Annotated in this window: 14 protein-coding genes; 10 read left to right on the top strand and 4 right to left on the bottom strand. The window is 71.7% G+C overall.

The window, feature by feature from the left end:
* Positions 1-74: 74 nt before the first annotated feature.
* On the top strand, positions 75-1,682 hold the full coding sequence (locus AB0M26_RS00455) for a FadD3 family acyl-CoA ligase (RefSeq protein ID WP_365252130.1): 1,608 nt from the start codon (positions 75-77) through the stop codon (positions 1,680-1,682).
* 49 nt (positions 1,683-1,731) lie between these two features.
* On the opposite strand, the gene AB0M26_RS00460 is transcribed toward AB0M26_RS00455, so the two are convergent.
* From AB0M26_RS00460 to AB0M26_RS00470, 3 genes are all read right to left on the bottom strand, one after another.
* Positions 1,732-1,941: a hypothetical protein gene (locus AB0M26_RS00460; RefSeq protein WP_365252133.1), complete on the bottom strand. Its 210-nt coding sequence runs from the start codon at positions 1,939-1,941 to the stop codon at positions 1,732-1,734.
* 199 nt (positions 1,942-2,140) lie between these two features.
* Positions 2,141-2,410, bottom strand: a complete 270-nt coding sequence (locus AB0M26_RS00465) for a hypothetical protein (protein ID WP_365252136.1) — start codon at positions 2,408-2,410, stop codon at positions 2,141-2,143.
* Positions 2,411-2,768: 358 nt separating this feature from the next.
* Entirely contained in the window at positions 2,769-5,777 is a 3,009-nt protein-coding gene (locus tag AB0M26_RS00470) for a BTAD domain-containing putative transcriptional regulator (protein WP_365252138.1), read from the bottom strand.
* 178 nt (positions 5,778-5,955) lie between these two features.
* Here AB0M26_RS00470 and AB0M26_RS00475 point away from each other — a divergent pair, with 178 nt between their 5' ends.
* The 5 genes from AB0M26_RS00475 to AB0M26_RS00495 all read left to right on the top strand — a co-directional run bounded on the left by AB0M26_RS00475 (position 5,956) and on the right by AB0M26_RS00495 (position 12,723).
* Positions 5,956-7,176 carry an amidohydrolase family protein gene (locus AB0M26_RS00475; RefSeq protein ID WP_365252141.1) on the top strand — a complete coding sequence of 407 codons (1,221 nt, stop codon included), beginning with the start codon at positions 5,956-5,958 and terminating at the stop codon, positions 7,174-7,176.
* Positions 7,177-7,268: 92 nt separating this feature from the next.
* Positions 7,269-8,198 carry a TIGR03619 family F420-dependent LLM class oxidoreductase gene (locus AB0M26_RS00480; protein ID WP_365252959.1) on the top strand — a complete coding sequence of 310 codons (930 nt, stop codon included), beginning with the start codon at positions 7,269-7,271 and terminating at the stop codon, positions 8,196-8,198.
* A 157-nt stretch (positions 8,199-8,355) separates the two neighbouring features.
* Positions 8,356-9,141 (top strand): glucose 1-dehydrogenase, encoded by a 786-nt coding sequence (locus tag AB0M26_RS00485; RefSeq protein ID WP_365252144.1) that lies wholly within the window; start codon positions 8,356-8,358, stop codon positions 9,139-9,141.
* Positions 9,142-9,313: 172 nt separating this feature from the next.
* Complete coding sequence (locus tag AB0M26_RS00490; RefSeq protein WP_365252146.1) at positions 9,314-10,438, top strand: LLM class flavin-dependent oxidoreductase; 1,125 nt, start codon at positions 9,314-9,316, stop codon at positions 10,436-10,438.
* A gap of 542 nt (positions 10,439-10,980) precedes the next feature.
* Complete coding sequence (locus AB0M26_RS00495) at positions 10,981-12,723, top strand: D-aminoacylase (protein WP_365252149.1); 1,743 nt, start codon at positions 10,981-10,983, stop codon at positions 12,721-12,723.
* Positions 12,724-12,887: 164 nt separating this feature from the next.
* Here AB0M26_RS00495 and AB0M26_RS00500 read toward each other — a convergent pair whose 3' ends face one another.
* Complete coding sequence (locus AB0M26_RS00500; RefSeq protein ID WP_365252152.1) at positions 12,888-14,399, bottom strand: CehA/McbA family metallohydrolase; 1,512 nt, start codon at positions 14,397-14,399, stop codon at positions 12,888-12,890.
* Between the two features lie 216 nt (positions 14,400-14,615).
* On the opposite strand from AB0M26_RS00500, the gene AB0M26_RS00505 reads away from it, so the two are divergent.
* The 4 genes from AB0M26_RS00505 (at position 14,616) to AB0M26_RS00520 (ending at position 18,492) form a co-directional block, all read left to right on the top strand.
* Positions 14,616-15,131 (top strand): PadR family transcriptional regulator, encoded by a 516-nt coding sequence (locus AB0M26_RS00505; protein ID WP_365252155.1) that lies wholly within the window; start codon positions 14,616-14,618, stop codon positions 15,129-15,131.
* A gap of 141 nt (positions 15,132-15,272) precedes the next feature.
* Entirely contained in the window at positions 15,273-16,448 is a 1,176-nt protein-coding gene (locus AB0M26_RS00510) for a DUF2306 domain-containing protein (protein WP_365252158.1), read from the top strand.
* A gap of 79 nt (positions 16,449-16,527) precedes the next feature.
* On the top strand, positions 16,528-17,541 hold the full coding sequence (locus tag AB0M26_RS00515; protein WP_365252161.1) for a hypothetical protein: 1,014 nt from the start codon (positions 16,528-16,530) through the stop codon (positions 17,539-17,541).
* A gap of 90 nt (positions 17,542-17,631) precedes the next feature.
* Entirely contained in the window at positions 17,632-18,492 is an 861-nt protein-coding gene (locus AB0M26_RS00520; RefSeq protein ID WP_365252164.1) for a TIGR03619 family F420-dependent LLM class oxidoreductase, read from the top strand.
* Positions 18,493-18,570: the final 78 nt, after the last annotated feature.

The following is an 18,570-nucleotide window of genomic DNA, read 5'->3' on the forward strand; positions in this document are numbered from 1 at the left end:
ATCAGTCAGCTATCAGGCGTTGCGGAGGTTGTTCGTCCGGGATGCGTATGGGATCCGTACGGGAGGGGTGTGCGATGCGGCGCGCAGATGTGGAGTTCGGCAGCATCCCGGGGCTGGTCCGCGCGGCGGCGGAACGTCACCGGGACCGCGAGGCGGTCGTCGACGGCCGCACCCGGATCACCTACGGAGAGCTGGGGGAGCGGGTCGAGCGCGCGGCGGCCGGCTGCATGGCGGCCGGTGTCGAACCGGGGGACCGGGTGGCCGTCTGGGCGCCCAACACGGCCGACTGGATCGTCGCGGCGCTCGGCGCGGTGACGGCCGGCGCCGTCCTCGTACCGGTCAACACCCGCTTCAAGGGAACCGAAGCGGCCTTCGTGCTGGAACGGACGCGCGCCAAGCTGCTGTTCATCACCGGCACCTTCCTCGGTACCAGCTACGTGGCGTCGCTGCGGCGCGCGGCCGGGGAGGGGGCGGGGCACGGGCCGCTTCCGGGGCTGCCGCACCTGCGCGAGGTGGTCGTCCTGGCGGACGACGCCCCCGCCGCGTTCCGTACGTGGAAGGACTTCCTGGCGGCGGGCGAAGCCGTACCCGCCACGTCCGTACGGGCCCGGGCGGACGCCGTGCGGCCCGGCGATCCCTCCGACATCACCTTCACGTCGGGGACGACGGGCCGGCCCAAGGGGGCGGTCGTCACGCACGCCCAGACGGTACGCATCTACGACACCTGGAGCGAACTCGCCGGACTCGGCGAGGGGGATCGCTATCTGATCGTCAACCCGTTCTTCCACACCTTCGGCTACAAGGCGGGCATCATCGCCTGTCTGCTGCGGGGCGCGACGATGGTGCCGCAACCGGTGTTCAACGTGGACACCGCGCTCGCCAACGTCGCGGCAGAGCGCATCAGCGTGCTGCCGGGCCCGCCGACGCTCCACCAGTCGATCCTCGACCACCCGGCGCGCGCCAAGCACGACCTGTCGGCGCTGCGGCTGGTGGTGACGGGGGCGGCCGTGGTGCCGCTCGAACTCGTCGAGCGGCTGCGCTCGGAGCTGCGGATCGCCACCGTTCTCACGGCGTACGGACTCACGGAAGCGGGCGGCACGGTGACCATGTGCCGCCGCAGCGATCCGCCCGACGTCGTCTCCGGCACATCGGGGCGGGCCATCCCCGGTACGGAGGTGAAGGTCGTCGGAGTTTCCGGGGAGGATCTGCCGCCGGGCCGCCCCGGCGAGGTGCTCGTACGGGGCTACAACGTCATGCAGGGCTACTTCGAGGAGCCGGAGGAGACGGGGAAGGCCATCACCGCGCAGGGCTGGCTGCGGACGGGCGACATCGGCGTGCTGGACGAGGACGGGAACCTGCGGATCACCGACCGCATCAAGGACATGTTCATCGTCGGCGGCTTCAACGCCTATCCCGCGGAGATCGAGCAGTTGATGGCCCGTCACCCGGATGTCAGCGAGGTGGCGGTGGTCGGTGTCCCCGACCCCCGACTGGGCGAGGTGGGCAAGGCGTACGCGGTACGGCGCCGGGGTGCGACCGTGACGGCAGACGACCTCATCGCATGGTCGCGACGTGAGATGGCCAACTACAAGGTGCCCAGAGAGGTCGAGTTCGTGACCGAACTCCCACGCAACGCGAGCGGCAAGGTCCTCAAGACCCAGCTTCGCTCGCGTGCACGGTGACGCGCCGTGGAGGGTGCGCCCGCGGGGCGTGGCCCGGGGGCGCCTGCCGCTACGGGGTGACCACCGTGGAGTGGTTGTCCTGGGGCGTGACGATGGTGGAGTGGTTGTCCTGAGGCGTCACGACCGTCGAGTGGTTGTCCTGTGGGGCCACAGGGGTGCCACCCGTGGAGTGGTTGTCGGCAAGAGCCGGGGCCGCGGATCCGGCGGTGACGGCCGCAGTGATTGCAAACGCTATGGCGAACTTCTTTGTGCGGGACATGGTCAACTCCTGATGCTGGTGGGGTTTGGGGTATCCATCCCCTGATGAAGCAGGAATCCGGGGGCGGAGGGTTCAGGTCCGGGGAGGTCTGGCCCAAAACGCACGAAGGTTGGCGCGATAGCAAACATGACAACATGCAAACGACCGCGGCGGCTCCCCCTCCGCGCCGCCGCGGCCGATCCCCCGTCGGACCCTTGGACTACTTGGGGTCCTTGATTGTTGCGTGGTTGTCCTGCGCGATCTCGGCCCCGGTCGCGTGGTTGTCCAGCGGCCCGACCCGGCCGTTACCGGGGTCGGTCGCGTGGTTGTCCAGCGGCCCGACCCGGCCGTTACCGGGGCCGGTGGCGTGGTTGTCCAGGGTCCGGACGTCGCCGACGGTGGCGTGGTTGTCCTTGGTGGAGATGTCGGCGTCCGTGGCGTGGTTGTCCAGCGGCCCGACGTCGGTCTTGGGCTTCTGTTCCGCGGTCATGGTGTCAACTCCGTGAATTTCTGCAAGGCATCGGGTGGTGATGCCCGACCGGCGACCCCCCGTCGGTCGCCGGTCGGACAACAGGGCCGTTCACCCTAGTGGTGCGGCACCCCCGTCGATCCGCCCCACCCCCGCCGTGGCGGCTCGACACCCATGAGCATGACGCCGCGCGATAAACGATCGCTGAACGTTCGGCAGTCGTGGGTCGCGCGGGCGGCAACCCGGGCCACCATCGCGCAAGCTGGGCGCATGACCCGACGCGCCTGGGTGGACGCCGCCGGGCCCACCGCCCGACCGACCCGTCACGTGGCGGCGCCCCAACGCCAGCATGGCGAGGCGGAAACCGGCCGACGCGCGGTCAGGCAGCGACGACCGGCGTCAGGAGCCGGCTCACGTCCTGGGCCTCCGGCGATCCGAGCCGCTCGAAGACGACGAGCGCGTCCCGCCAGCAAGCGCGGGCGCGGTCCGCCTGCCCGATCCCTTCGAGCGCCTCGCCGAGCACACGCAGGACGTTGGCGCGCCGCCATTCGCCACCGACGTCTCGCAGTACGGCGAGCGCCAGTTCGGCGTGAGCGGCTGCCTGGGCGGACTTCCGTGCCGCCAGGTGCACTTCGGCCATCCGGAACAGCGTCATGCCCTCCCAGAGCCGCTGCCGGCTCTCGCGGAAGACGACCAGGGCCTCGGAGAGCCGCTCCACGGCCTCCGAGGTCTGTCCGCCGTGACCCAGCGCCATGCCCAGGGCGTATCGCCCATTGGCCAGACGCAGGGCCAGCCCCATGCGGTCGTAGATGGCGATGCCTTGCTGGGCGAGCTCGATGGCGCTCTCCGTCCGCCCCGTGGCCAGATGCACGCGAGAGAGGTTGCACAGGGCACTCGCCTCGCCCGGACCGTTGGCGTCCCCCCGGAAAGCGTCCAAAGCCTGCAGCAGATACGTCTCCGCATCCTCCAGCCGGCTCTGATAGATCGCGATGATCCCCCGGTCATTGGGGGCTTCGCAGCTCGGAACCCGGTCATCGGTCAGGCGTCCCAGTGCCATGGCCCGCTGTGCGGCGTCATCGGCCTCGTCGAATCTCCCCGCCATGCTGTGCACATGGGTCAGGATCGTCAGGGCCCGCCCCTCGACCTTGTCCTCGCCCGCGACTGCGGCTGCGGACCGGACGGCGACGGCCGCCTCCTCGTAGTGCCGCGAGTTGGCGCCCGACTCCGCCAAATCCTTTGTGGTGAGCAGGAGATCGCCCGCGCGCCCCAGCATGGTGCGCGAGGTCGACTGCTGGACGCAGGCCAGAAGACACTCCGCCTCGCGGTAGAGCCAGTCGAGGGCCTCGCTGCGGTCCACGAAGTCGAGCCCCGTGTGCTTGGGGTGATGCACGTGCTCGACCAGTCGATCGCCCGGCCGCTCCAGCGCGTACACCCGCGCCGCCGTCGCCAGGTAGAAGTCCAGCAGGCGCGACAGCGCCGCTTCCCGTTCATCGGGGCCCTCGGCCTCCTGGGGCGGCGGCTCGTCCCTCCGGCCCCCGGCATGGGTGGCGCCCCCGGCATGGGTGGCGCCCCCGGCATGGGTGGCCCCGGCGCACGCACGCGCGTAGAGGCGGACCAGGTCGTGGTAGCGGTAGCGGCCGGGGGCGGCGGACTCCAGCAGGGAGGTGTCCACCAGGGACTCCAGCAGTTCCTCCGTCTCGAAGACGTCGAGGTCCAGGACGGCCGCAGCGGCCGCGAGTGATATGTCCGGGCCGTCGGCAAGGCCCAGCAGGCGGAAGGCGCGGGCCTGCTGGGGTTCGAGCTGGGCGTAGCCGAGTTCGAAGGTGGCGCGCACCGCGAGGTCGCCCGCCTGGAGTTCGTCGAGGCGGCGGCGCTCGTCGGCGAGCTTGGCCGCGAGTACGGAGACCGTCCACGTCCGGCGCGCGGCCAGCCGCGACGCGGCGATGCGGATGGCGAGCGGCAGGAAGCCGCAGGCCGCGACGACGTCGAGCGCGGCGTCGCGCTCGCCCGCGACCCGTTCCTCGCTCACGATCTTGGTGAACAGCTGGAGCGCTTCCTCCGGGCTCATCACGTCGAGATCGAGCAGATGCGCCCCGGCGAGGTCGACCATGCGCGTACGGCTGGTGATGAGTGCGGCGCAGCCCTCCGTGCCCGGCAGGAGGGGCCGGACCTGCGCGGCGTCGCGGGCGTTGTCCAGCAGGACGAGGACCCGCCGTCCGTCGAGAGTGGAGCGGTAGAGCGCGGCGCGCTCCTCGACCGCGTCCGGGATCGCCGCGTCCTGGGTGCCGAGTGCGCGCAGGAACGCGCCGAGGACGGCCTCGGGTTCGGCGGCCCGCGCGCCCGCGCCCTGCAGGTCCACGTACAACTGCCCGTCAGGGAAGCGGTCACGGGCCGCGTGCGCGACATGGACGGCGAGCGTCGTCTTGCCGACGCCACCGATTCCGGCGACGGCGGAGACCGCCATGATGCGGCCCTCGGCTGTCGCGAGTTGCTCTCCGATTTCGCCGACGAACGCGGTCCTGCCGGTGAAGTCGGCCACGGTGGCAGGGAGTTGGGCGGGCCGTACGAACGCGGTCTCCCGCGCCGGGTCGCCCCGCTGCCCGCCCGCCGGTGCGGCGGCCAGGTCGGAGTCGGCCTGGAGGATGCCCTGGTGGAGCTCCACCAGCTCGGCACCGGGGTCGATGCCCAGCTCGTCCGCGAGAAGCCGCCGGGTGTCCGCGTACACCGCCAGCGCCTCGGCCTGCCGCCCGCTGCGGTAGAGCGCGAGCATCAGCAGGCCGCGCAGCCGCTCGCGCAGGGGGTGCGCGGCCGTCAGGGCGGTCAGCTCGGAAATCGCCTCCGCGTGGTGGCCCGTCTCCAGGTCGATGTCGAGGCGTGTCTCGATGAGTTGGAGTCGCCACTCCTCCAGACGCGTGCGCTGGGTCTCGGCGTACGGGCCGGGGAGCCCGGCCAGGGGTTCGCCGTCCCAATGGTCGAGCGCCTCGTCGATCAGCTCGCGGGCGCGGGCGCGGTCGCCGCGGCCGCGGGCCTTCTCGGCCTCGCCGGCGCAGCGCTCGGCCCGCTCCGTGTCCAGGCCGTCGGGCGCGATCCGGATCGCATAGCCGCCGGATTCACTGACGAGTGCGTCGGCGTCCGGCCCGAACGCCTTGCGCAGCCGGGACGCGTAGGTCCGAAGGGCCGCCACGGCGGCCTCGGGCGGGTCCTCGCCCCACAGTGCGTCGACCAGCTCGGGCGCGGTTGCGGTGCGGCCGCGGCGGAGCAGAAGGGCGGCGAGCAGGGCGCGTTGTTGCGGTGATCCCATGGGGAGCTGCTGCTCGCCCCGCCAGGCCCGTACGGGACCGAGTACGGAGAAGTGCAGGGTCGGGCGGCCCCCCGGATCCTGTCCCATCGCTGCCCCCAGATCTGCTCAAGTCAAGTCGCACACGCCAGTCTGCCTTGTGCACGTCTCCCGCGTCACCAAGAGGCCCGTCTCTCCCCACTCTCCACAAAGTTGTCCGAGAAGTGGCCGAAAACCCTTCCACAACAGATAGCTGACGATCCGTCAGATCGGCGCTACGGTATCGGGCATGGAGAGCTTCCCGAAGATAATCTCGGTGGACGACCACTCGGTCGAGCCGCCCAACGTCTGGCGGGACAGGCTCCCGTCGAAGTACCACGACGTCGGTCCCCGCATCGTCCGGGCGCCCCTTACGGAGATGACCTTCGTCGGCGGCAGGTTCGCGCCCACGATGGGTGCGCCGGGCGACGACGGCCCGATCGCCGACTGGTGGGTGTACGAGGACCTGCACCGCCCGCTGACCAGGCTCGACACGGCGGTCGGCTGCGCCCGTGACGACGTCAGGCTCGAAGGCATCACCTACGAGCAGATGCGGCCCGGTTCCTTCTCCGTCCCCGAGCGCCTGGCCGACATGGACGTCAACCACGTCCAGTCCGCTCTCTGTTTCCCCACCTTCCCCCGCTTCTGCGGGCAGACCTTCACCGAGGCCGAGGACCGCGAACTGGGGCTTCTGTGCGTACGCGCCTACAACGACTGGATGGTGGAGGAGTGGTGCGGTCCGCAGGCGCGCGGCCGTCTCATCCCGCTGACGCTCGTACCGTTGTGGGACGCGGAGCTTGCGGCCGAGGAGGTGCGGCGGAACGCGGCGCGCGGCGTCCCGGCCGTCTGCTTCAGCGAGATCCCGCCGCACCTGGGGCTGCCGTCGATCCACACCGACGACTGGGACCCCTTCCTGCGGGCCTGTGACGAGACCGGCACGGTCATCGCCATGCACATCGGCTCGTCCTCGAAGATGCCCTCGACATCGGCGGACGCACCGCCGGCCGTCGGCTCCACCATCACGTTCGCCAACTGCTGCTTCTCGATGGTCGACTGGCTGATGTCGGGAAAGTTCGACCGCTTCCCCAACCTGCGGATCATGTACGCGGAGGGGCAGATCGGCTGGATCCCGTACATCCTCGAACGCGCGGACGTGGTGTGGGAGGAGAACCGCGGCTGGGGAGGGGTCGCCGACAAGGTGCTGTGCCCGCCCTCCGAGCTCTTCGCCGAGCATGTGTACGGCTGCTTCTTCGACGACGCCTTCGGACTGCGCAATCTCGACGCGATCGCCGTCGGCAACGTCCTCTACGAGACGGACTATCCGCACTCGGACTCCACCTGGCCGAAGTCCCGGGAGGTCGGCGAGGCCCAGATGGGGCACCTGGCGCCCGATGTCGTGGAACGGATAGTCCGCGGCAACGCCATCGACCTGCTGCGCCTGACCGCCGACGGGCTGTGGCCGGGCCCCTGAACCACGGGCTCCGCCCCGGCCCCGACCGAGCGAACCGATCCTTGGGAGGCGATGTGGTGCAGGTCCTGCCCGCCGGGCGTCTTGCGTACGGGATGCAGCTCCCGGTCCAGTCCCGGAGCACCCTCTACGCCGAGGCATGGGAGGCCGGTGCCGGTCCGGCCGACCTCGCCGCGGTCGCCGCTGCGGCGGACCGCCTCGGCTTCTGCTACATCGCATGCTGCGACCACGTGGCGATCCCGAGGCGCCTGGCGGCCGCCATGGGCACGACGTGGTACGACCCGGTGGCCACGCTCGCGTATCTCGCGGGCCTCACCCGGCACGTACGGCTGCTGAGCCATGTCGCGGTCGTCGGGCTGCGGCACCCGCTGGCCACGGCCAAGCAGTACGCGACCCTGGACCACCTCTCCGGCGGCCGGCTGATCCTCGGGGTCGGCGCCGGACACGTACGGGAGGAGTTCGAGGCGCTCGGCGCCGACTTCGCCGACCGCGGGCCCGTGCTCGACGAGGCGGTCGACGCGCTCAAGGCCGCGCTGGGGCCGGAGGAGTTCCCGGACTTCGCCGGGCGGCGCTTCGCGTTCAACGGGCTCGGCCAGCGCCCGCGCCCGGCGCAGACACCGCGGCCGCCGGTCTGGATCGGCGGCTCCTCGGCGGCGGCCGTGCGGCGCGCTGCCGTACGGGGGGACGGCTGGCTGCCGCAGGGGGACCCCCGAGAGGAGCTTCCACGGCAGATCACGCGTCTGCGCACGCTGCGGGAGCAGGCGGGGATCGAGGCGCCGATCGAGATCGGCGCGATCACCGAACCGCTGTACGTGGGTGAACCCGGATGGCACGTCGGCAGAAGAACACTGTCGGGGAAGGCCGGGCGGCTGGCCGAGTCACTGCGCGAGTACGCGGCCATGGGTGTGCACCAGATCCAGGTCCGGTTCCGGAGCCGGAGCAGGGAAGAACTGATCGAACAGATGGAGGCCTTCGCCTCCGACGTGGCCCCGCACCTCGGCGACCGGTCCCCCGACTCGCAGTAGCGGCGTCCGCCCGAAGGGCGGACCGCGCGGTGCGATGCTCGCGGTTCCGGTCGTCGGGGCGGTGCGCGGCGCTGCGCTGCGCCCATGTGCACGGCGCTGTGCTTCGCTCCGTGGTGGCACGGATCGGCGGAGGCACTTACGCGGAGAGAGAGGTCGTATGGGCAAGCTCGACGGGCGCGTCGTCGTGATCACCGGCGCGGCGCGCGGACAGGGAGAGCAGGAGGCGCGGCTCTTCGCCGCCGAGGGCGCACGGGTGGTGCTCGGCGACGTCCTCGACGAACAGGGCGCGGCGCTGGCCGAGGAGTTGGGCGAGGACACGGCACGCTACGTCCACCTGGACGTGAGCCGGGAGGACGACTGGAACGCCGCCGTCACCGCCGCGAAGCGGGCGTTCGGGAAGATCGACGGCCTGGTCAACAACGCCGGGATCCTGCGGTTCAACGAGCTGGTGAGCACACCGCTCGAAGAGTTCCAGCAGGTGGTGCAGGTCAATCAGGTCGGCGCCTTTCTGGGGATGAAGACGGTCGTGCCCGAGCTGGAGGCGGCGGGCGGCGGCACCGTGGTCAACACCGCCTCCTACACGGCACTGACCGGTATGGCCCTGCTGACCTCGTACGCCGCGAGCAAGGCGGCGATCGTCGGGATGACGCGGGTCGCCGCGATGGAACTGGCCGGACGGGGCGTCCGGGTCAACGCCGTCTGCCCCGGGGCCATCGACACCCCGATGACCAACCCTGCCCGGCTCGACCCGGACGTGGACCCCGCCGAGGTGGCGCAGGCGGTGGAGGAGGTGTACCGGAAGCTCGTGCCGATGGGGCGCATCGGGCGGCCGGAGGAGGTCGCCAGGCTGGCGCTGTTCCTCTCGTGCGACGACTCCTCGTACATCACAGGGCAGCCGTTCGTCATCGACGGCGGCTGGCTGGCGGGCGTCTCCGTGCTCTGAGGCGTGGAGCCTGCCATCCGACGTACGGGAGAGGTGAACCGGAACGGCGGCGTGTGCCTGTGCCGATTGGCTGATGGACCATCAGCTATTGACGGTGCCGGTGCCCGGTGCCACAGTCGAGCCAGTTCCGCATCTGACGAACCGTCAGAATCCTCGTAGGGAGTGAACCGCCTTGGAATTCGGGCTCTTTGTACAGGGATACGTGGGCAAGCGGGCCGAGACCGACCCTGAAGCCGAGCACAAGGCGCTGATGGAGGAGACCGAGTACGTCATCCAGGCCGACCGTTCCGGCTTCAAGTACGCCTGGGCCTCCGAGCACCACTTCCTGGAGGAGTACTCGCACCTCTCCGCCAACGACGTCTTCCTCGGCTACCTCGCTCACGCCACCGAGCGGATCCACCTCGGCTCCGGGATCTTCAACCCGCTCGCCCAGGTCAACCACCCGGTGAAGGTCGCCGAGAAGGTGGCCATGCTCGACCACCTCTCCGAGGGGCGGTTCGAGTTCGGCTCGGGGCGCGGTGCGGGCAGCCACGAGATCCTCGGGTTCATCCCGGGGGTCACGGACATGAACTTCACCAAGGAGATCTGGGAGGAGACGATCGCCGAGTTCCCCAAGATGTGGCTCCAGGAGGAGTACCAGGGGTTCCAGGGCAAGCACTGGTCGCTTCCGCCGAGGAAGGTCCTCCCCAAGCCGTACGGGGCCTCGCACCCGGCGATGTGGTACGCGGCCGGATCCCCGCCCTCGTACGCCATGGCCGCCAGGAAGGGGCTCGGAGTCCTCGGCTTCAGCGTGCAGAAGGTCTCCGACATGGAGTGGGTGCTGGAGCAGTACAAGACCGCCATTCAGGAGGCCGAGCCGGTCGGCGACTTCGTCAACGACAACGTGATGGTGACCTCGACGGCGATCTGCGCGCCGACGCACGAGGAGGCCGTGCGGATCGCGGCCGACGGCGGTCTCAACTACCTGCAGTCGCTGGTCTTCCGCTACCACGACACCTTTCCGCGCCCCGAGGGCTTCCCGGTGTGGCCGGAGACGCTGCCCGACTTCAACGAGGAGATCATCGAGCTGCTCATCGCGGAGGAACTGCTGATCTGCGGCGACCCGGACGAGGTCTTCCGGCAGTGCAAGCGGTGGGAGCAGGCCGGGGCGGACCAGCTCTCGTTCGGTATGCCCATCGGCATCTCGCGCGAGGACACTCTCCAATCGATCCGGCTCATCGGCGAGCACGTCATACCCAAGATCGACACGGACCCGGTGCACCGCACCACCCGCTTTCGCCAGGCAGCGAGCCTCTGACCCCGCCCGCTTCGGCAATGCCCGGCGCGGGGAGGCCTGGCGCGGGAAGGCTTTGCGCGGGAAGGCCCGGCGCGGGAACGCCCGGCGCGGGGGAGGCCCGGCGCGGGAACGCCCGGCGCGGGGAGGCCCGGCGCGGGGAGGCCCGGCGCGGGGAGGCCCGGCGCGGGGAGGCCCGGCGCGGGGAGGCCCGGCGCGGGGAGGCCCGGCGCGGGAAGGCTTTGCGCGGGGGCCCGGCAGCGTGCCCCTTCGGAGTTCGCCGGGCCGCGCACGCCCGGGCACCACATGGCTTCCGCGTGACGGGGCCCGCGAAGCCGTGGCGGCCGCGGGCGTACGGACGCGGGCTGCCGGCACGTTCCGCGGGTTCGGCCCGCAGGACGCACCGGTCGCCCGGCGGGGCGGCGGCATCCCGGCCCGCCGCCCCGGACGAGGTCCCGGCCGGAGGCCCCTCCGCGGCGGCCCCGGCCGGGACCGACGAACCGCCCCGCTGCGCCGCTTCCCCCTGCGCCCGCCACTGACCGTCACACCCGAGAAGGGACCTGAGCATGCTCGACCACCTCATACGCGGAGCGACCGTCGTGGACGGGACGGGTGCGCCCGCGCGCATAGCGGACGTCGGGATCCGCGGCGGGCGGATCACGGTCGTCACCGAGGCCGGAAACGTCACGGAAGCGGCCAGGACCACCGAGGACGCGAGCGGGCTCGTCCTCACGCCCGGCTTCGTCGACCCGCACACGCACTACGACGCCCAGCTCTTCTGGGACCCGTATGCCACCCCCTCGATGAACCATGGCGTGACCACGGTCGCGGGCGGCAATTGCGGCTTCACACTCGCCCCACTGAACCCCGACCGCCCCGAGGACGCCGACTACACGCGTCGCATGATGTGCAAGGTCGAGGGCATGTCCCTGGTCGCGCTCGAAGAGGGCGCGCCCTGGAACTGGCATTCCTTCGGCGACTACCTCGACGCCCTGGAGGGGCGGATCGCCGTCAACGCGGGCTTCATGGTGGGACATTGCGCGCTGCGCCGCCACGTGATGGGGCCGGACGCGATCGGCGGACAGCCCATGCCGGATCAGATGGACCGCATGCTCCGGCTCCTTCATTCATCGATGGAGCAGGGGGCGTGGGGCCTGTCCACGACGCAGTCCTCCACGCACTCCGACGGGGACGGCCGACCGGTCGCCTCCCGGCACGCGCGCCCCGAGGAACTGCTCGCCCTCTCCCGCGCGGTCGGCGAGCACGAGGGCACCCAGATCGAGGCGATCGTGGCCGGCTGTCTCGACCAGTTCGCCGACGAGGAGATCGACCTCTTCGTCGAGATGTCCGCCGCTGCGGGCCGGCCCCTCAACTGGAACGTCCTCACCATCGACGCGGCCGTGCCCGAGCGCGTACCGCGCCAGCTCCTCGCCTCCGAGCGGGCCCGCAAGGCGGGCGGCCGGATCGTCGCGCTCACCATGCCGATCCTGACGCCCATGAACATGTCGCTCGGCACGTTCTGTGCGCTCAACCTCATCCCCGGCTGGGGGGACATCCTCGGTCTGCCGGTGCCGGAACGGATCGCCGAGCTGCGCAAACCCGCCGTACGGGCCGAGATGCTGCGCCGCGCCGGCAGCAAGGAGGCGGGCGTCTTCCGCAGGCTGACGAACTTCGGCCGCTATGTCATCGGTGACACCTACTCCGCCGCGAACGAGGGTCTCAGCGGCCGGGTCGTCGCCGACATCGCCGCGCAGCGCGGTCAGGATCCCTTCGCCTGCCTCGTGGAGATCTGCGTCGCGGACGACCTGCGGACGGTGCTGTGGCCGATGCCGACCGACAACGACCCGGCGAGCTGGGAGCTGCGGCGGCAGACCTGGGAACACGAGGATGTGATGCTGGGCGGCTCGGACGCCGGGGCCCACCTCGACCGGATGTGCGGGGCGCCGTACACCACTCGCTTCCTCGGCGACTGCCTGCGCGGACGCCGGCTGGTCGGCCTCGAGCGGGCCGTGAAGATGCTGACGGACGACCCGGCGCAGCTCTTCGGTCTGCGCGAGCGCGGCCGTATCGCCGAGGGCTGGCACGCGGACCTGGTGCTCTTCGATCCGGAACGGATCGACGCGGGCCCGGCCCGGCTCGTCCACGACCTGCCGGGGGGCAGCCCGCGGCTGGACTCGCAGGCTCTCGGTGTCGTCAGCGTGCGCGTGAACGGTGTCGAGACCGTCCGGGACGACGCGGTGACGGGCAAGGTGCCGGGCACGGTGCTGCGTTCGGGCCGTGACACGTGCACGGTCGTCACCGCGCACTGATCCGCTGGGCCCAACAAGGCTGTGGGCGTGGCCTGTTCACGCTCCCCGGCCACCTCGGTCCTCCGTCCCTTCGGCGCCGCGCCCTTCCACGCCACGCCCCCCTTCGCCCCGGGAGCGCTCCAGCTCCCGGGGCGTTCGGCGTCCGGCCCGGCAGAGTGCGGTACTCAATCCCTCCCCAGGAACACCGGGTTCGTCAGGGCGGCCGGCGCGCCCGGCAGGCCCGAGGCGCCGCCGTCCGCCGGGGGATGCCGCACCTCGGCCCGTACGTACGCCGCGTTCGCGGGCGTCGTGCGCCACTCGACCGTGCCCGTGCCGGAGGCGGGGAGCTGGGTGGCGTAGAGCTGGCCCTGATCGGTGACGAAGCGGGCAGAGCAGCCGGGGACGCCCGAGACCTCCAGGCGGACCGTCACCTCGGTCCCGCTGGTCACCGCGAGGCGTTCGCCGATTCCCGCGTGTCTCCCCGGGCCCGCTGTCACCCGGAACGCCAGCTCGACCTTGGACGACGCGGCGATCCAGCTCCGCCCCGCTCTGATGCCCTCCTGGATCGCCTGACGGGAGAGGTCGTCGGCGAGGACGACCGTCTGCGGATGACCCACGAGGTCCGGATCGCGGTGCGCGTCGCTGTTGCCCATCGCGGGCAGCCAGCGGCCGCGCCCCCGGGCGGCGGCCACCAGGGTGTTGTCCCACTCGGCGATCGTCACCTCGTCGTCCGGGGTGAACGGGCCGTTCCACACCTCCACCGCGTCCGCCTCGTTGAGACCGAACTTCCAGTTGCAGCCGACGCAGGTGGCGTGCGGATGCGCGGGGACGACCAGACCGCCCGCCGCGCGGATCTTCCGGGAGAAGCGGCCGAACGCGTTGTCCCGGGCCCGGTAACGCCAGTCGATGAACGTGCCGCCGTCGATGCCCAGCGCCACCACGTGGCCGTTGCGCGTCGTGACCTCCTCGCCGGTGAGGATCAGCAGGTCGTCACCCCACAGCCCCTCCCACGCGCCGTGGCCCGACACGGTGTTGTGCTCGGTCGTGGTGATGAAGTCCAGCCCGGCGGCCCGCGCAGCGGCGGCCACCTCCGCCGGGGTGCGGCGGCCGTCGGAGTGGACGGAGTGCAGATGGCAGTCGCCGCGGTACCAGGCGCGGCCGCGGCCCTTCGCACGCTGTGGCGGATAGACGGGCTCCGGCGTGGGGCGCTGCTCGCCGAACCGCAGGGTGATGGTGACCTCGTAGTCCATGCCCTGCGGCGCCACCGTGTACGGGCCGAGGACGACATGCCAGGTGCCGGCCCGGACCGGCCCGGCGAGATAGCCGGGCGTGGCCCGCTCCGCCGCGATGGTGAACTCCGAGCGCGCCCCGCCCGACCAGCCGCGGAAGCCCCGGCCGCCCAGCTCCGTGCCGCGCTCGTCGAAGATTCCGATGTCGCAGGCGTTGCCCTGCGTGCCCGGCGGAACCGCGGGTTTGTCGTATGTGTAGGAGACGGCGATCTCCCGGACGCCGCGCGGGACTTCGACGGGGAGGTACACGAAGTCCGGACAACCGGTCGGCAGGTGACCGGTGACCTTTCTCGTCTCCTCACCGCCGCCGTCGCGCTCGTCGGCACGGGCGAAGGTCACGGTCCCGAGCGTAAGCGCGCCGGCCGCACCGGCGACAGCCGACAGCCTGAGGACGTCACGTCGTTCCATCCGGGATCCCCCCACAGTCGGGAACTGATGTGTCACACCGCGTGACACTGTTCTACGCGTCCCGGGCGACGACGAGAAGGCCTGTGGACAACCAGGCGGCCGACGCGCGGCGCTCCGGCGCGCCGCGGCGGTCCGGCCCCCGCCCCTGTCGCGGCCGGTTCTGCGGCCCGTCCAGGGCCGGGCTCTGCGGCCCGTTCACCGCGATACCGTCGCGGCATGCCTGACGTTCGGTTGACCACGCCCTCGTACCTCGTGCTCGGCATCATCGACACGCTCGGCGAGGCCACCCCGTACGACGTGAAGGTCGAGGCCGCCCGCACGGTCGCACCGTTCTGGGCGATGCCGCACGCACAGGTGTACGCGCAGTGCGACCGCCTCGTGGACGGGGGCCTGCTCTCGGAGGTCCGCCAGACCAGCGGCCGGAACCGGCGGCTGATGAAGCTGACCGAGGCGGGCCGGGAAGCGCTCGCCGCATGGCTCGCCGACCCGTCGTTCGTCCCCGTCGAGGCGCGTGAGCACGGCATCCTGAAGCTCTGGTTCGGCGCCAGGCCGGAGGTGCTCGCCCCGGTGCAGTTCGCCGAACACCGCGGTCTGCTGGAGGGCTACGAGGAACTCGCCGAGGATGTCGGCCCCTTGCTGACCCGCGGTCAGCGCGAGGCGCTCGAGTTCGGGATCCGGTACGAGCGGATGATGCTCGACTTCTGGCAGTGGGTGGAGCAGCGCGGCTCGTAAGGAGCCGGCCGGCGGCCGGGGCGCACGCAGGAGGCCGCGAAAAAGCGCAGGCATACGTGGCGTTGACCACACCGCCTGTCGGCGCTACCTTCTCGATAGTCCAAAAAGGACTATTGAGGGCCAGCGATCCGAGGAGTCGCCGTGCACCGTCCGAAGCGGATCGACTGGCGCCGCGTGGCCACTGTGGCCGTGGTGTTCGTCTGCGTCACCTATGCGCCGCTCGCGATGACCGAGCTGTGGCCGTACACGAACCCGAGCGCACCACGGTTCGGCGAGTGGGTCCTCTCCCGCGTGGTCTCGGCGCAGTACGTCACCGACGCCCTCGCGACGCGGATCGAGCCCTACCGCCGCAATCTCGTCCCGATGATCGTCCACTCGGTCCTGGGCGGCGTGCTGATGCTGCTCGGGCCCGCCCAGCTGCTCACGGCTGTCCGCCGGCGCATCCGCCTCCACCGCGCCGTGGGCGTGGTGTTCGCGGTGACGGTGTACGTCTCTATGGCGGGCGCCGCGATCTACCTGGCGCGTACGGCACCCGAGGACGCGTTCAGCGGCCCGGCCTTCTGGATCGTGCTCGCCACCATCCTGGTCGGCACGGTGCTGAGCGTGACCTTCGGCATCCTCGCCGCCGTCGGTGGATTCCCCGACCTGCACCAGCGGTGGATGCTCCTCTGCTACGCCTTCCTCATGACGGCGCCGCTGCTGCGCCTGGAGTGGGGGGTGCTCCCGTGGGTCATGCCCGGGCACTCCATGGAGAGCGTCAACCGGGTGGCCATCATGCACCTCGGCTCCCTCGTCACCTTCGGGGCACTGCTCGCCTCGCGCGCGATGGACCGGCGTACAGACGTGCGCGGTGTGACGGGGACATGGGCGCCGACCCCCGTACTCGCCGCCGCACACCTCGCCGGTGCGGGTGCCCTGGCCTGGATCGCCTGGTCCTACTGGGGCTGGGGAACGACCGGTCAGCGCCTGCTGGTGGCCTATCTGCTGCCGTACGCCGCCATGTACGCCGTCATAGCCGTCCGCGGGCGGCGGGCGGGCCGCGAGGGCAGGAGCTGGGCGCGCGAGGAGTGGCGGCTCCATGTCACCGCCCTCTGCCTGGCGCCCGTGCTCTCGGCCGGCGCTGCGCTGCCGTTCGAGCACGCCCTGGGCCTGGACCGGCAGGCCGCGCTGTCCGCGGGAGTGACGATCGGCTGCGGTGTACTCGCGTTCGCGGCGACGACCGTGGTCAGCCTGCGCGTGATGTACGGGCGCGCGGTGGTCAAGCGGGAGGGGGTCGCCGCGGCACGCCGCGCACGCCGGCTGTCACGGGTCGCCTGACGGAGGCCGCGACGCGGGACACCGAGCCACAGAGATGCCGAGACGGACGGGACGGAGATGAGGGGTGGGTGAGGAGCGGATGACCGACGCAACGGACACGCCCGGCGGTGGGGGAGCGGGCGCGCCGGGCGGTGAGGGACTGGGCCTGCCTGGTACCGACGGGGCGCGCGCCGAGCCGGTGGCCGACCCCCCAGGGCCCGGGACCGACCCCACAGGGCCCGGGGCCGAGCTCCGCGCCGCGGCCTCGGACTTCGCCGGGGGCCGCGAACTGACTGCTGCGGTGCCGATGCTGGCCGTCGCCGTGGCCGTGGTCGGCATCCTGGTCGGCGCCGTCATGGCGGGCGCAAGCCTCGCCGGTGAGGTGTTCGGTGCCTGGACCTCCCCGGAACCGCTGAGCCCTGGCCTCCTGGGCGCGGCCATGCTCGGCGTCACCCCCGGTCTGTTCAGGATCGGCCGAGCCCAGGTCTGGGAGGAGGTCCGTACACTCGCCCTCCCGCTCGCCGTCGTACTCGTCGGCCTGTTCGCCGTGACCCTGCTCAACGCGGGTGAACTCCAGGTCGCCCGGGGTGGTCCGGTGGTCCTCGTGCTGTTCAGCCTCGGCTGGGTCTTCGTCCTGGGACTGCTGGCGGTCTGCGCGGTCGCGTGCGTCGGAGGGCAGTACCTCAAGACCCGGCAGCCGCCCCAGGAGCGGATCGCGCCGCTGCCGGGATGGTCGAAGCCGTTCCTGGCCGTCCTGGGCTCGTCCTGGTTCGGGATCGGCACGGGCCTGCTCGCCGTCCCGGGATTCTGGGCGGACTTCGTCCCGTGGAGCGTCGACCGGCCCGACGCGCAGGCCCTCGGCGTATGGGCCCTGGCCCTCGGTGTCGGTGTCCTGGGCGCCCTGGCCGAGGACGACCTGACCCGTACGCGCCCGGCCCTGCTCGCCGTTCCCGGTGTCGCCGTGGCCCTGGCCGTGGTGCTGGGTGTCCGTGCCGGTGACGTCGACTGGACCTCGGGGCCCGGGCTGTCCCTGACGGTCATGGTCACCGGGCTGCTCGTCACGGGCCTGACCGGACAGCGGCTCCTGACACGGCATTCGGCTCCCCGTCCATAAGGGCGCGGTCCGGGAGGCGGCTTCGCCGGATCGGGGAATCCGCGACCGCGCGTCCTTCTCCCCGCACCCGCCGTGGGAGAACATACGCAGATGCGGATCTCGACGACCATCTTCTTCACCGACGAGACCATCACCCCCGTCCGACTCGCGCGCGAGCTGGAGCAGCGCGGATTCGCCGGGCTCTACGTCCCCGAGCACACCCACATCCCCGTGAGCCGCGAGACGCCGAGCCCTTCCGGTGGCCGGCTGCCTCGCGAATACGGCCGTACCCTCGACCCGTTCGTCGCCCTCGCCCAGGCCGCGGCCGTCACCGAACGGCTCATCCTCGGCACGGGCATCACACTCGTCGCGCAGCACGACCCCATCGGCCTCGCCAAACAGGTCGCCACCCTCGACCACCTCTCCCGGGGCCGGCTCACCCTCGGCGTCGGCTTCGGCTGGAACGTCGAGGAGGCCGCCGACCACGGAGTCGACTGGGCCCGCCGGCGCGACATCGTGCGCGACCGGCTGGCCATGATGCGGGCCCTGTGGTCGGACGATCCGACGCCGTACGAGGGAGAGTTCGGCTCCGTCAGCGCCAGTCACGCCCATCCCAAGCCGGTCCAGAAGCCGCGCGAGCGCGCCGGTACGACACCGCTCACCGGACCGCGCACGCTCATCGGCGGCGGCGCGGGACCCAAGCTCTTCGCGCACGTCACCGAGTACGCTGACGGGTGGCTGCCGATCGGCGGCCGAGGCCTGAGCGAGACCATCCCCCGGCTCCGCGAGGCGTGGGAGCGGGCCGGGCGCGGTCCGTCGGCCCCTCAGGTCGTGCCGTATGCGGTGCGGCCCTCGCCCGGGAAGATGAGCCACTACCGCGACCTGCCGCTCGACGAGGTCGTGCTCCAACTGCCCGCCGCGGACGATGCCGAGGTCCTGCGCACCCTGGACGACTACGCCCAGTACCTGTAGACCCGCGCTCCCCCGAACACAGCAAGGCTGTGCTGCGCGGAGTTCGAAGCCCGACGCGAACCCCGTGGCCGCACATGG

Source organism: Streptomyces sp. NPDC051776 (genome assembly GCF_040681345.1).
Taxonomy (GTDB): domain Bacteria; phylum Actinomycetota; class Actinomycetes; order Streptomycetales; family Streptomycetaceae; genus Streptomyces.